Consider the following 13,495-nt stretch of genomic DNA (forward strand, 5'->3'; position numbering starts at 1 on the left):
GCTGCGGACTATGTCGCGTCCGCATGCGGCGGGAGCAGCGTGGGGGGGAGGAGCAAATGCGGCATCCGTTGAAAGCTCAATGTGATGTCGCCAACGATCCTGCGCATTCACCTGTAAACGTGATGTCGATTCGATGTGCCCGGTTTGTTCGACACTTCGCAAGCACGAACGGCACTTGAATCGTCGCGCCAGTTGTACTTGCGCTGTTCGTATCACTTCCGTTATGGGCGGCCTGTGGCTAGAGTGCGGCGATCATCCACCGGAAGCCGACATGCGCCCAGCTGCCCTTTGCCTCGCCATCGCGTTCGTCCTGCCCACCGCCGCCTTCGCGCAGACCGCGCCGATGACGCCGGACATCACCGGCAAGAAGTTCGTCGCGCCCACCGATGCGTACGACTACGTCAAGCGCGTGGTGATGATCCCGATGCGCGACGGGGTGAAGCTGCACACCGTGATCGTGGTGCCCAAGGGCGCGCGCAACGCGCCGATGCTGCTCACCCGCACGCCGTACGACGCCGATGGCCGCGCCGAGCGCAGCAACTCCCCGCACATGAAGGACCTGCTGCCGCAGGGCGACGACGTGTTCGTGGACGGCGGCTACATCCGCGTGTTCCAGGACATCCGCGGCAAGCACGGCTCGGAAGGCGATTACGTGATGACCCGGCCGCTGCGCGGTCCGCTCAACAACACCAAGGTCGACCACGCCACCGACGCCTGGGACACCATCGACTGGCTGGTGAAGCACGTGCCGGAGAGCAACGGCAAGGTCGGCATGATCGGCTCCTCCTACGAAGGCTTCACCGTGGTGATGGCGCTGACCAACCCGCACCCGGCGTTGAAGGTGGCCGCGCCCGAAAGCCCGATGATCGACGGCTGGAAGGGCGACGACTGGCTCAACAACGGCGCCTTCCGCCAGGTGAACTTCGACTACTTCACCGGCCAGCTCACCGCGCGCGGCAGGGGCGTGTCGATCCCGCGCGAAGGCTACGACGACTACAGCAACTTCCTGCGCGCGGGTTCGGCCGGCGATTTCGCGCGCGCCGCCGGCCTGGAGCAGCTGCCGTGGTGGCACAAGCTCACCGAGCACCCGGCCTATGACGCGTTCTGGCAGGAGCAGGCGCTGGACAAGGTGATGGCCAACACGCCGCTCAAGGTCCCCACGATGTGGCTGCAGGGCCTGTGGGACCAGGAGGACATGTACGGCGCCAACCACAGCTACCAGGCGATGGAAGGCCGCGATACCGGCAACACGCTCAACTACCTGGTGATGGGCCCGTGGCGGCACAGCCAGGTGAACTACGACGGCAGTTCGCTGGGCGCGCTGAAGTTCGATGGCGATACCGCGCACCAGTTCCGCCGCGACGTGTTGCGGCCGTTCTTCGACCAGTACCTGGTTGATGGCGCGCCGAAGGCCGATACGCCGCCGGTGCTGATCTACAACACCGGCGAAAACCATTGGGACCGCCTGCAGCAGTGGCCGCGTTCGTGCGCGCAGGGCTGCGCGGCGCAGGCGAAGCCGCTGTACCTGCACGCCGGTGGCAAGCTCTCGTTCCAGGCGCCGGCGGCGGGGCAGGGCGAGTACGAGGAATACATCTCCGACCCGGCCAAGCCGGTGCCGTTCGTGCCGCGCCCGGTGCACTTCGGCGACCGCGACATGTGGACCACCTGGCTGGTGCAGGACCAGCGCTTCGTGGAAGGCCGCCAGGACGTGCTCACCTATGTCAGCGAGCCGTTGACCGAGCCGCTGAAGATCGGCGGCATGCCGGTAGTGAACCTGCAGGCTTCCACCAGCGGCACCGACAGCGACTGGGTGGTGAAGCTGATCGACGTGTCGCCGGACGAGAACGCGGGCGACCCGAAGATGGGCGGCTATGAGTTGCCGGTGTCGCTGGCGATCTTCCGCGGCCGCTACCGCGAAGGCTTCGAGACCGCCAAGCCGCTGGCGAGCAACGCGCCGCTGGCGTACCGCTTCGAGCTGCCGAACGCGAACCACGTGTTCAAGCCGGGGCATCGGGTGATGGTGCAGGTGCAGTCGAGCCTGTTCCCGCTGTACGACCGCAACCCGCAGACCTTCGTGCCGAACATCTACTTCGCCCAGCCGGCCGATTACCAGAAGGCCACGCAGCGGATCTGGCACACGCCGCAGCAGCCGAGCTTCATCGAACTGCCGGTGCTGTAACGCGACCGGCGCCGCGACCGAACCGGTCGCGGCGCCTTGCCGCTACGACGGCAGCTCCACCGTCTCGTAATCCGCCAGCGGCGGCACGTACAGGTGCAGTGAGATCGACCCGTCCGGATGCGCGCCGGTGAGCCGGTGGAAATCCTCGGCCGAATCGAAGGCCGTCTCCGCGCTGGGCTCCAGCCGCGACGAACCTGCTTCGCACAGCGGTGCCCGGGCGCCATCGGCGCGCACGTAGCGGCATTCCTCCAGCGCGCCCTGCAGCACGCGCACGCAGCACTGCGAGCTGCCGTGGTTGTGTACCGGGCTGGCCTGGCCGTCGCGCCAGCAGATCGCCACCAGTTCATGGTCCTCGGTGAGGTCCAGCGCGTTGCGCCGGTAGCCGTCCTCGCCGTATTGGCAGAACGCGGCGATGTCGCGCACCCCGATATGGCAGTGGGCCATCGCGGCCAGGTAATCGGCGCGGCTGCGGCAGCTGCGCAGCGTGGCGATCATGCTCGCCAGGGCGTCTTCGTTCATGCATCCCTCCTCGCGTGGACGGGCCACTTTCAGACCCTAACGCGATCGGCGGGCGATGTCGTCCTCGCAATGGCGTCGCATGCGCGCGGAACGCACAAAGAAAAAGCCCGGAAGGTTTTGCCTTCCGGGCTTTTCTTTATTCAGTTGGTCGGGGAGACAGGATTCGAACCTGCGACCTCTACGTCCCGAACGTAGCGCTCTACCAGACTGAGCTACACCCCGACTGAGCCGCGCATGATACAGAGGTCAGCGGGACTCGGCAAGCTTCCGGGCGAAAAAATTTCACTTGCCGCGGGGGCTGTCCTGCTCGCGCATCTCGAACCACATCCCGTTGAGCACGGCGGCCAGCGAGGCCAGGCCGGTGCCGAGGATCCAGGCGAAATACCACATGATGTTTTCTCCTCGAAAGGGGCGCGCCGGGCGCGCCCCGTGGGCTTAGTAGGCGTTGGGGTTCTGCTGCATTTCGTCGTCGGTCACCTTGCCCTTGAGCACGCGGTACACCCACGTGGTGTAGGCCAGGATGATCGGCAGGAACACCACGGTGGCCAGCAGCATGATCCACAGGGTCAGGTGGCTGCTGGAGCCATCCCACACCGTCAGGCTCGAGCCCGGCACGCTGCTCGACGGCAGCAGGAACGGGAAGATCGCAAAGCCCACCGTGAGGATGATGCCGGCGATGGCCACCGCCGAGGAGATGAATGCCAGGCCGCCGCGACGCGCCTTCAGCAGCGCCGCGCTGCCGAGCAGGCCGACCAGCCCGGCCAGCGGCGCCAGCAGCGTCAGCGGCATGGTCTGGTAGTTGTGCATCCAGCCACCCGTCGCGCCCGTCACCACCGTCTTCAGCAGCGGGTTGCTCGCCGCATCGGTCACCTGCGTGGACGTCACCTCGTAGCCCGGCAGGCCGAAGGCCACCCACACGCCGCCCAGGGCGAACAGCACGAAGGCCAGCAGCGCGGCGAGGGCGCCGTAGCGCGCCGAACGTTCGGCCACCGGGCCGTCGGTCTTGATGACCAGCATCGCCGCGCCGTGCGCCACCAGCATCGACACGCTGAGCAGGCCGGCCAGCAGGGCGAACGGCATCAGCAGGCCGAAGAAGCTGCCGGTGTAGAACACCCGCATGCTGTCGTCGAAGTGGTACGGCACGCCGAGCAGCACGTTGCCCACCGCCACGCCCATGATCAGCGCCGGGATGAAGCCGCCGATGAACAGCGCCCAGTCCCAGTTGTTGCGCCAGCGCTGGCTGGGCAGCTTGCCGCGGTACTTGAAGCCGACCGGGCGCAGGATCAGCGCGAACAGGATCAGGAACATCGCCAGGTAGAACCCGGAGAAGCTCACCGCATACAGCGGCGGCCAGGCGGCGAAGATCGCGCCGCCGCCCAGGATCAGCCACACCTGGTTGCCTTCCCAGACCGGGCCGATGGTGTTGACCACCAGCCGGCGTTCGGCGTCGTTGCGGGCGACGAAGGGCAGCAGCGTGCCCACGCCCAGGTCGAAGCCATCCATCACCGCGAAGCCGATCAGCAGGATGCCGAGCAGCAGCCACCAGATCACCCGCAGCGTGGTGTAGTCGAGCAGTACGAAATCCATGAGTAGTCTCCTGCGCTTACGGCTGGCCGCCGGCAAGCGCTTCGGTGCTGAGGGGGGCGTTGGGCGACTTGGGGGCCTGCAGCGAAGGCAGCAGCTCGTCCGGGCCGTGCCTGACCGCCTTGAGCATCAGCTTGATCTCGATGACCATCAGCACGGTGTAGAGCAGCACGAAGCCGCACAGCGTGGTGAGGATCTGGTGCAAGGCCAGGCCCGAAGCGGCATAGAACGTCGGCAGCACGCCTTCCACCGCCCACGGCTGGCGGCCGTACTCGGCCACGAACCAGCCGCACTCGATGGCGATCCACGGCAGCGGCAGCGTCCACAGCGCCAGCTTCAGGAACCACTTCTTGTCCTCGAAGTTGTGCTTGCACGAGAACCAGAACGCGATGGCGAAGAAGGCGATCAGGTAGAAGCCGATGCCGGCCATGATGCGGAACGTCCAGAACAGCGGCGCCACGGTGGGCACGGTGTCCATGGCCGCCTGCGAGATCTGCTCGGGCGTGGCGTTGAGGATGTCCTCGCGGTAACGCTTGAGCAGCAGGCCGTGGCCAAGATCCTGCCAGTGGCGGTCGAACATCTCGCGCGCCTCGACGTCGTTCTTGTCCTTGCGCAGGCGTTCCAGTGCCCCGTAGGCGAGCTGGCCGCCGCGGATGCGGTGTTCGGCGCGCCCGACCAGTTCCAGGATGCCCGGGATCGGCGTGTTCAACGAACGCGTGGCGATCAGGCCCATCAGGTAGGGCACCTTGATGGCGAAATCGTTGCGCTGCGTCTTCTGGTTCGGGATGCCGAAGGCGGTGAAGTCGGCGGGGGCCTGTTCGGTCTCCCACATCGCTTCGATCGCGGCCAGCTTCATCTTCTGGTGTTCGTTGGCGGCGTAACCGCTCTCGTCACCGAGCACCACCACCGACAGCGAGGAGAACAGGCCGAACGCCGCGGCGACGGCGAACGAGCGCCGCGCCACGTCGCGGTGCTTGCCGCGCAGCAGGTAGAAGGCGCTGATCGACATCACGAACACCGCGCCGGTGACGTAACCGGCCGATACCGTGTGCACGAACTTGGCCTGCGCCACCGGGTTGAACAGCACCGCCATGAAGTCGACGACTTCCATGCGCATGGTGTCCGGGTTGAACACCGCGCCGGTGGGGTTCTGCATCCAGCCGTTGGCGATGAGGATCCACAGCGCCGACAGGTTGGTGCCCAGCGCCATCAGCCAGGTGACCGTGAGGTGCTGCACGCGCGAGAGCCGGTTCCAGCCGAAGAAGAACAGGCCGATGAACGTGGCTTCCAGGAAGAAGGCCATCAGGCCCTCGATGGCCAGCGGTGCGCCGAAGATGTCGCCGACGTAGTGGCTGTAGTACGACCAGTTCATGCCGAACTGGAACTCCATGACGATGCCGGTACCGACACCCATGGCGAAGTTGATGCCGAACAGCACGCCCCAGAAGATCGTCATGCGCCGCCAGACCTCGCGGCCGGTCATGACATAGACGCTCTCCATGATCGCGATCATGAAGGAGAGTCCGAGGGTGAGGGGAACAAACAGGAAGTGGTACATCACGGTCAGTGCGAACTGCAGCCGTGAGAGGTCGACGACAGTCATGTCGATCATGGCTTTGGCGTCCTTTGGACGGTTGGGAGCTGGGCGAATGATCCGTCGCCGATGGTGCGCCCGGCGTTGATCCAGATCAATGCGGCATGTGGTCGCGACGGGCACCCTTCGTGGCCCCACTGCCCCGCGCCGCGCACATGCGCCGCATACAATCGGGGTCCCTGCCGTCAGCCTGCCGAGAGCGCATTGGACGCCGACAGCCCGCTTCACGCCGATACCGCCCAGCTCCGCCGCCAGCGCACCGCGCGCCTGGCCGAACTCGCCGCCGGCGCCCGCGGCCGGCAACGCGCCGCCGCCGTGGCGGTGGCCCTGTCCGGGGTGGGGGTGATCGCCCAGGCCGGATTGATCGCCTGGCTGGTGCAATCGGTCTTCATCGCGCACCGCCCGCTGGCCAGCCTGGCCGTCCCGTTCGCCGTGCTGGCGCTGGTGCTGCTCGCGCGCCTGCTGCTGTCCACCTGGGCGCAGGGGGCGGCCGGCGCGGTGGCCGACGTGGCGCGTCGCGCCTTGCGCGGCAGCGTCTATCGCCAGCTGATGGCGCGCGGCCCGCTGTGGCTGCGGCGCCAGCGCACCGGCGAGCTCGGCGAATTGCTGCTGGCGCATGGCGAGGCGCTGGAGGGCTACTACACCGGCTACCTGCCCGCGCGCGTGGAAGTGGCGGTGGTGCCGCTGGCGATCCTGCTGGCAGTGTTTCCCGTCGAGCCGGTAGTCGGGGTGATCCTGCTGTGTACCGCGCCGCTGATTCCCGTATTCATGATGCTGGTGGGCTGGGGCGCCGAAGCTGCCGGCCGCCACCAGTTGCAGGCGTTGGCGCGGATGGGCGGGCATTTCGCCGACCGCCTCAAGGGCCTGGGCCTGCTGCGCCTGTACGGGCGGGGCGAGGCCGAACTGGCCGGCATCCGCGACGCTGCCGAAGGCGTGCGCGTGCGCACGCTCAAGGTGCTGCGCATCGCCTTCCTGTCCTCCACGGTGCTGGAGTTCTTCGCTTCGGCCAGCGTGGCGATGGTCGCGCTGTACCTCGGCCTGGGCTACCTCGGCATGCTCGGCGGCCATGGCGCGGGCAGCCTCGGCATCGGCGTGTTCTGCCTGATGCTGGCGCCGGAGTTCTATGGGCCCCTGCGTCGATTGGCCGCGCATTACCACGACCGCGCCAACGCGCTGGCCGCCATGGCCGAGGTGGAGCGCCTGCTCGGCCCGGACGCCATGCCGTCGCCCGTCGCCGCAGGGGACGTGGCGCGCGAGCAGGAGCTGGCGCAGGTGCGTGGACCGCTACTGTCCGCGCATGCGCTGCGCCTGCGCCCGCCGGGCGGCGCATTCGACGTGGTGACGGATCTCTCGCTGGAGATCGCGAGCGGACGCCGGCTGGCGCTGGTCGGCCCCAGCGGCAGCGGCAAGAGCACCGTGCTCGAGGCGCTGGCCGGCTGGTCGACGCCGCGCGGGGGGCGCATCGTGCGGCGCCCGGGGCTGCGCGTGGGCTATGCGGGGCAGCGGCCTTATCTTTTCCACGGCAGCATCGCCGACAACCTGCGCCTGGCCGCGCCCGGCGTGAGCGCGCAGCGTCTGCAGGCCGTGGCGGAAGCGGCGCAGGTGATGCGCTTCGCCACGCGTTTGCCGCAGGGGCTGGATACGATGATCGGCGAGCGCGGCTTCGGGCTGTCCGGCGGCGAGGCGCGGCGCATCGCGCTGGCGCGGCTGCTGCTGCGCGAGCCGGATCTGCTGCTGCTCGACGAACCCACCGCCTTCCTCGACGCAGGCACCGAGGCCGATCTGCTCGACACGCTGGGCGCGTTTGCCCGCGAACGCGCGGTGATCGTGGCCACGCACAGCGCGGCGGTGCGTGCATGGGCCGATGCGGTGGTGACGCTGCCGGGCCACGCCCTGCCGATGGAGGTGACGGCATGAGGCTTCGCGAAACCGACGGCTTGTGGGGCATCTTCGCGCGACATCGTGGGCGGCTGCTGCTGTGCGCGCTGCTGGTGTGGCTGACCATGCTGGCCGGCGTGGGGCTGTTGTCGCTGTCCGGCGGCTTCCTGGTCGCTACCGCGCTGGCGGCCGGCCTGGCGGCGGATTTCAATTTCTTCTCGCCTTCGGCCGGCGTGCGCGGGCTGACGATGGCGCGCATCGGCTCGCGCTATGCCGAGAAGCTGGTCGGCCACGATGCGACGCTGCGCATCGCGCGCGACCTGCGCGTGTGGTTCTTCCGCCGCGCCTTGCCGCTGGCGCCGGCGCGGCTGGGCGCGCGCCGCATCGGTGATTTGCTCGCGCGGTTGATGTCGGACATCGCCGAGGTCGACGGGCTGGTGGTGCGCGCGCTGGCCCCGCTGGCGGCATTGATGGCCATCGGCGTGGCCGGGATCGCGGCGGCGGCGTGGATCTACCTGCCGGCGGCGGGCCTGTTGACGGCGTTGGCGTTGGCCATCGGCGTGCTGGTGCCGTGGCAGGTGGCGCGCGGTGCGCGCGAACGCGAGGCGGCGCGGGCCTCGCAGCGGATGGCGTTGCGCACGCTGGCGTTCGAAGGGTTGGAAGGTGCGGCGGACCTGGCCGCGCTGGACGCGACCGCCGCCTGGATCCATCGCGTGGAAGCGGCCGCCGACGCGGTGGGCGAGGGCGATCGCCGGCGGCGTCGACGGTTGATCGCCGGGCAGTGGCTGCATGGTGCGTGCGGCGCGGCGGGGTTGGTCGGAATGTTGTGGCTGACGCTGGCGGCGTCGGCCCGGGGCGTGTTGGCGCCGGAGATGGCGGCCGCGTTGGTATTCATGACGCTGGCGCTGCTGGAGGTGTGGGCCGGCGCCGGGTTGGCCTGGCAGGCGCTGGCGGCGGGACGCGTGGCGGCGCAGCGGTTGGACGAGGTGGTGGAAGTCGCGCCGGGGGTGGTGGATCCGGCGGCGCCGGTGGCGGTGCCGGCACGCGGCGAGTTGCGTTTCGAACAGGTGGTGTTCGCGTGGCCGGGCGCGCAGCGGCCGGTGCTCGACGGGTTGGACCTGGTGGTGCGGCCCGGCGAGCGCATCGCCATCGGCGGCGACAGCGGCGGCGGCAAGAGCACGCTGGCGGCGCTGGTGTTGCGGTTGTTCGATCCGCAGGGCGGCGCGGTGCGCTATGGCGGGGTGCCGCTGGCGGCGTTCGCGCAGGCCGATTGGCATCGGCAGGTGGCGTGGATGCCGCAGAACGCGCCGGTGTTCGCTGGCAGCGTGGCGGAGAACCTGCGCATCGGGTGTCCCGAGGCCGACGATGCGGCGCTATGGCGGGTGTTGGCGCAGTTGCGGCTGGAGGCGTGGGCGCGCGAGCGCGAAGGTTTGGAGACATGGGTCGGGGAGAACGGGGCGACGCTGTCGGCCGGGCAGGCGCGGCGGTTGGCGCTGGGGCGGGCGTTGTTGCGCGAGGCGCCGCTGCTGGTGCTCGATGAGCCTACCGATGGGTTGGATGTGGATACGGCCGATGCGTTGCTCGTGGATCTCGCCGCCGCGCTGGAAGGGCGCAGTTTGTTGATGATCACGCATGGGGTTGTGCCTGATGGGGTGGTGCATGTGGCGTATCGGATGCTTGATGGGCGGTTGGAGGTGGGGTGATTTTTCTTGGCCTGCGGCCGGCTTTTTTTGGGCCAAGGCGCGGGTCTGATTCTTGTTGGCCTTCGATGTGGATCGGCTCGCGTTGATCTTGCACGGCCTGCGGGGGCTGAACCCTTTCGGGACACGCCGTGAACCCATCCATGGGGGCTCGTCGGCGACATCCATGTCGCCAACGGTCCCGAAACGGTTCAGCCCCCGCAGACCCTTCGGATCTGCGCGACCGGTCATGAGGAGCGTTTCTGCTGCGCGCCTTGCTTTGCCGGAATGGTCGGCTTCATCATCGGGCTTCCATGGGGATGGAGTTTTGATATGTCGAGGAAGACTTGGTCGGGTACCGGCTTGGCAGTGGTGTGTTGTGTGCTGGGTCTGCCCGTTTGGGCCGATGAGGGCGCGCCGCCAGCGGCCGCTGCGCCGCAGTTGTTGTACCTGCAGGTGCGCGCCGATGTCGCGCCCGATGGCCACATCGTGGCGAGCGCCGATGGCAAGTTGCCCGTGGTGTTGCGCGAGGCCGTCGAGAAACAGGTCGGGGGATGGCGCTTCCATCCGCCGATGAAAGAGGGCGCGGCGGTGAGCGCCACGACCTGGGTGCGGGTGGCCGCTTGCCTGGTGCCCGATGACGGCAACATGCGCCTGAGCGTCGGATACATCGCCAACGGGCCGCTGCAGCCGGAGGCGTTTTCGTTCTCGCCGCCGGTGCCGCCCAATTCGTTGCTGCAACAGGGCATCGATACGACGCTGCAGGTGAGCTATGCGGTGCAGCCCAATGGACGCGGCAAGCTGGAGTCGGTCGGCTTCGAGGACTCGGTGCCCGAACGCTTCCGGCCGTGGTTCGAGCGCTCGATGAAGCAGTGGGCCAGCGAGCAGAAGTTCCAGCCCGAGCGCATCGATGGCCAAGCCGTCACCACGCACCTGCAGACGCCCGTGCGGATGAACCTGGCGGCGCAAAGCACGCCGCGGCGCGAACTCAAGCGCCGCGAGGAAGCCGAGCGACAGGCCCGGCAGCTCGGCGAACAGTTGAATCCCGCGTGCGTGGCCGCCGCCCAGCCCTATCTGGTCGACAGCACCGTGGCGCTGGATTCCCCGGTCAGCTTCATGGACGCCGGCAGCGGCGGCTGAGCCGGCCAACGGCGGCTGGGAAGGCCCCGGTGTCGCGGGGCCTTCTCCTTTCGTCAGCGGACATGGATGGTCAGTGCGAGGGCGCCCAGCGCGCCTCGAGGGTGTGGAACGGCGCGGAAAGCACGATGCCGCTCGCATCGTAGGACGTGACCGGGCGCCCATCGACGCGGACTTCCTGCGGACGCTGTCGGTTCGGCCAGACCACCCGCACGCGCGTGGAGGCGTGCAGCCCCTTTGCCAGCGTCAGATGCAGCTGGCCCGCGGATTGCCGGGCCTGCAGGCCGAGACTGCCGAAGGCGGTCGGCAGGCCGTCGATTGCCAGGCCCTCGCCGGCCAGCCAGGAAAGCGGCGTACCGGGCAGCAGGACGAGCGCGTCGTCCTCCTCGCGCATCAGCATGCCGTAGAGCGTGCGCGCGTATTCCGCACCGATCCACGTGTGCGGCATGTCGCCGAGATAGCCCGGATAACGCAAGCGCGAATGCACCACCTCGGCCAGCACATGCCATGGCAGCGGGCGACGATGCGCCATCAGCAGCGACAACAACTCCTGCGCATCGTCCACGCGGTTCAGGTGCACATAGGTGAGCACGTTGCGCATCTCGTAGGGCGTGTAGGCGAACAGCGCATCGGGCTGTTCGCGCGAGCGCACGTCGGCGAGGTAGCGGTCGAAGGTGGTGGTCAACTGCGGCTCGGGCAACAGTGCCTGCTGGCCGGTGGGGTCGAGCGCGATGGACACGCTGGTGGGATCGCCGTCGCCCAGGTCGGCCGAGGCCGGCATCACCTCGCCGTGCTTCCACGCAATTGTCGCGCGGATCGACGCGGCGACCGAATCACGCAACAGCGCGTACTGCTCGCGCGCCCAGGCGGCGGTCTTCTCGTCGCCGAGCTGCGCGGCCAGCCATGCGCCGTCCTGCCAGCCCTTGAGTGCCCAATAGTCGTCCCAGTAGCTGTGGGTCGGGCTGGAATAGCCCTCGTGGCTGATCGACGGGGCGATGATGCCGGCGAAGCGCTCCGGCGCCGGCTGGTCGGCCATGTAGCCGGGCACCAGCGTGCGCTCGCGCAGTTCCTGTATGAAGCGCATCGCGGCGATCACCTTGGGCAGGTAATCGCGCACCGATTCGGCGCCGCCATCGAGCCGGGCCACGTCGGCGACCAGGTTGATGTACTCGCCCTGGCTGTCGTACTCGATGTCCGAACCGAAGCCGCGGTTGACGCTGCCGTCCGCGTTGAGGATGGGCGATACCAGTCCGTTCTCATGCACTGCGTGGTCCGAATACCAGCGCAGGTAGTCGCGGGCGATCTTCGGCTGGCCCATGCGCAGCAGGGCCGAGGCCGTGGCCGCGCCATCGCGGATGAAGGAGCGGTTGTAGTTGCGCGGGCCCGGCTGCATCGCCGGACCGGTCTGGTTGAGCAGCATGTACGCGCCCTGCGCGCGCAGCATGTCCACCAGCGATTCGTCGGGCAGGCGCAGGCCGATGTCGCCGAACCGTCCGCGCCATTCGCGGGCGAGCTGGTCGGCCGCGTGGTCGAAGGCGATGCCGGCGTCCTGGCGCCAGCGCGTGCGATCCACCGGCGCGGCCGGCGGCAATTCGTTCGTCTTCGCATCACGCGGCGAAGTGCCCAGCGGCAGCGCGACCACCACGTCGCGATGCGCACCCGGCGCCAGCGACACGCGATACGCCAGCACCGCCGAGGCCAGGCCGTCGGCGTCGGATGACGCGCGCGCCTCGGGCACGCGACCGGCGGCGACCTGCGCGGTCGGCTCGTCCTCGCCATGCGCGCCGAAGCCACTCGTTCCCGCGGCATCCACCGGCGACAGCGCCGACAGCAACACGCGCTGGTTGACGCGCACGTCGGTAGCATCCGCGCCGCCTTCGAGGGTGACGTGCGTGATCGGCGAAACCCCGCCGTGCTGCCATGGCGGATTGACCTGGATCGGCCGCACCAGCAGCGAGAACGTGCCTTGCGCAGGCGCGCTGCCGGTGTTTTCGATCCGGTAGCGCACCAGGGTGATGGGCTGGCCGTTCGCCTCGGTGATCGCCATCGCGTCGTTGCGGATGCGCAGGTGCTCGCGCGCCTGCCACTGCACGCTGGGCATGGGCATCCAGCCCTCGCGCAGCGATTGCGTGCGCGCCGAGCCTTCGGCGCCGACGGCGCCCTGCGCGTCATGCCAGAGGGCCTGCACCATCGGCGCGCCCTTGAAGGCTTCGAGGTTGCCGAATTCGTCGAAGATCGATTTCTGCTGTCCGGCCGGTACGCCGACCACGGTCCAGTAGACCTGCTGCTGATGCAGCTGCGCGGGGAACAGCGCGGCGTTGTCGCGCCCGGCGAGGATCTCCATGCGCTTGGTCGCGGTCATCAGCTGTTCGGGGCCGAGCAGGCGCAGGCGGCGAATCTTCGGTGCCGGGCCTTCGAGCCCGGCGATCAGCCGCAGGCTGGTGGGCTCGAAAGCCTCGGCGGCGGCGAGGAAGGAGACCTCGCCGGTGTGGCCGGGATCGCTGGCGACATCGCGCCAGGCGCCATCGCGCGTGCGTGCCTGCAGCCTGGCGCCGTTGCGCGGGCCGGCCCACCACACCTCCAATCCGGCGATCGGATCGGCGCGCGGCAGGTCGATCTGCAGCGTCCGCGCGCCGGCGTCGGTGCCGGGCAGGGCGAGCGGCGCACCGCGACCTTCCCAGACTTGCGCCGCCTCGCTGTCGACGCCTTGCAGGCGGGCGGCCGAGCGGGCATCGAGCGGTTCGAACTCCAGTACCGACACGCCCCAGTCCGCGGTGCGCTCGGGGCTGGCCAGGCGGAGATAGCGGGCAGGGCGGGGGGGGAAGAAGAGGGAATCGGTGGCGCCACGCGAGTCGGTGCTGGTGTAGACGTCGTCCCACTGTTGTCCGTCGCGCGAGGCCTGGATGCGATAGCCGACCGCGAAGC

Annotated in this window: 9 protein-coding genes and 1 tRNA gene; 4 read left to right on the forward strand and 6 right to left on the reverse strand. The window is 68.9% G+C overall.

Translation table 11 applies throughout. The features are described from left to right. Nucleotides 1–271 precede the first annotated feature (271 nt). Nucleotides 272–2,179 carry a CocE/NonD family hydrolase gene (locus ARC20_RS17430; RefSeq protein ID WP_057649349.1) on the forward strand — a complete coding sequence of 636 codons (1,908 nt, stop codon included), beginning with the start codon at nucleotides 272–274 and terminating at the stop codon, nucleotides 2,177–2,179. 42 nt (nucleotides 2,180–2,221) lie between these two features. On the opposite strand, the gene ARC20_RS17435 is transcribed toward ARC20_RS17430, so the two are convergent. The 5 genes from ARC20_RS17435 to ARC20_RS17455 form a co-directional block, all read right to left on the reverse strand. After that, a complete protein-coding gene (locus tag ARC20_RS17435; protein WP_057649350.1) occupies nucleotides 2,222–2,698 on the reverse strand; it encodes a cysteine dioxygenase in 477 nt (158 codons plus the stop codon). A gap of 145 nt (nucleotides 2,699–2,843) precedes the next feature. Continuing rightward, nucleotides 2,844–2,920, reverse strand: a tRNA-Pro gene (locus ARC20_RS17440). Nucleotides 2,921–2,980: 60 nt separating this feature from the next. Beyond that, entirely contained in the window at nucleotides 2,981–3,088 is a 108-nt protein-coding gene (gene cydX / locus ARC20_RS17445; RefSeq protein WP_057649351.1) for a cytochrome bd-I oxidase subunit CydX, read from the reverse strand. A gap of 45 nt (nucleotides 3,089–3,133) precedes the next feature. Beyond that, nucleotides 3,134–4,285 carry a cytochrome d ubiquinol oxidase subunit II gene (cydB, locus tag ARC20_RS17450; protein ID WP_057649352.1) on the reverse strand — a complete coding sequence of 384 codons (1,152 nt, stop codon included), beginning with the start codon at nucleotides 4,283–4,285 and terminating at the stop codon, nucleotides 3,134–3,136. 16 nt (nucleotides 4,286–4,301) lie between these two features. Then, a complete protein-coding gene (locus ARC20_RS17455; RefSeq protein ID WP_057649353.1) occupies nucleotides 4,302–5,894 on the reverse strand; it encodes a cytochrome ubiquinol oxidase subunit I in 1,593 nt (530 codons plus the stop codon). 186 nt (nucleotides 5,895–6,080) lie between these two features. Here ARC20_RS17455 and cydD point away from each other — a divergent pair, with 186 nt between their 5' ends. From cydD to ARC20_RS17470, 3 genes are all read left to right on the forward strand, one after another. After that, nucleotides 6,081–7,793 carry a thiol reductant ABC exporter subunit CydD gene (gene cydD, locus ARC20_RS17460; protein ID WP_057649354.1) on the forward strand — a complete coding sequence of 571 codons (1,713 nt, stop codon included), beginning with the start codon at nucleotides 6,081–6,083 and terminating at the stop codon, nucleotides 7,791–7,793. Next, entirely contained in the window at nucleotides 7,790–9,457 is a 1,668-nt protein-coding gene (cydC, locus tag ARC20_RS17465; RefSeq protein WP_057649355.1) for a thiol reductant ABC exporter subunit CydC, read from the forward strand. The genes cydD and cydC overlap by 4 nt, the downstream gene beginning before the upstream one ends. Before the next feature lie 309 nt (nucleotides 9,458–9,766). Next, on the forward strand, nucleotides 9,767–10,573 hold the full coding sequence (locus tag ARC20_RS17470; RefSeq protein WP_146165869.1) for an energy transducer TonB: 807 nt from the start codon (nucleotides 9,767–9,769) through the stop codon (nucleotides 10,571–10,573). 70 nt (nucleotides 10,574–10,643) lie between these two features. Here ARC20_RS17470 and ARC20_RS18585 read toward each other — a convergent pair. Continuing rightward, nucleotides 10,644–13,495, reverse strand: a 2,852-nt coding sequence (locus ARC20_RS18585; RefSeq protein WP_057649357.1) for a discoidin domain-containing protein, incomplete at its 5' end; no start/stop codon positions are given.

The organism is Stenotrophomonas panacihumi (assembly GCF_001431645.1).
Lineage (GTDB): Bacteria > Pseudomonadota > Gammaproteobacteria > Xanthomonadales > Xanthomonadaceae > Stenotrophomonas_A > Stenotrophomonas_A panacihumi.

Bases quoted from the DNA above. Each gene is read 5' to 3' on its own strand.
- ARC20_RS17430 (WP_057649349.1), top strand. From the start codon at position 272: ATGCGCCCAGCTGCCCTTTGCCTCGCCATCGCGTTCGTCCTGCCCACC.
- cydC (WP_057649355.1), top strand. From the start codon at position 7,790: ATGAGGCTTCGCGAAACCGACGGCTTGTGGGGCATCTTCGCGCGACAT.
- cydX (WP_057649351.1), bottom strand. From the start codon at position 3,088: ATGTGGTATTTCGCCTGGATCCTCGGCACCGGCCTGGCCTCGCTGGCC.
- ARC20_RS17435 (WP_057649350.1), bottom strand. From the start codon at position 2,698: ATGAACGAAGACGCCCTGGCGAGCATGATCGCCACGCTGCGCAGCTGC.
- cydB (WP_057649352.1), bottom strand. From the start codon at position 4,285: ATGGATTTCGTACTGCTCGACTACACCACGCTGCGGGTGATCTGGTGG.
- ARC20_RS17455 (WP_057649353.1), bottom strand. From the start codon at position 5,894: ATGATCGACATGACTGTCGTCGACCTCTCACGGCTGCAGTTCGCACTG.
- ARC20_RS17470 (WP_146165869.1), top strand. From the start codon at position 9,767: ATGTCGAGGAAGACTTGGTCGGGTACCGGCTTGGCAGTGGTGTGTTGT.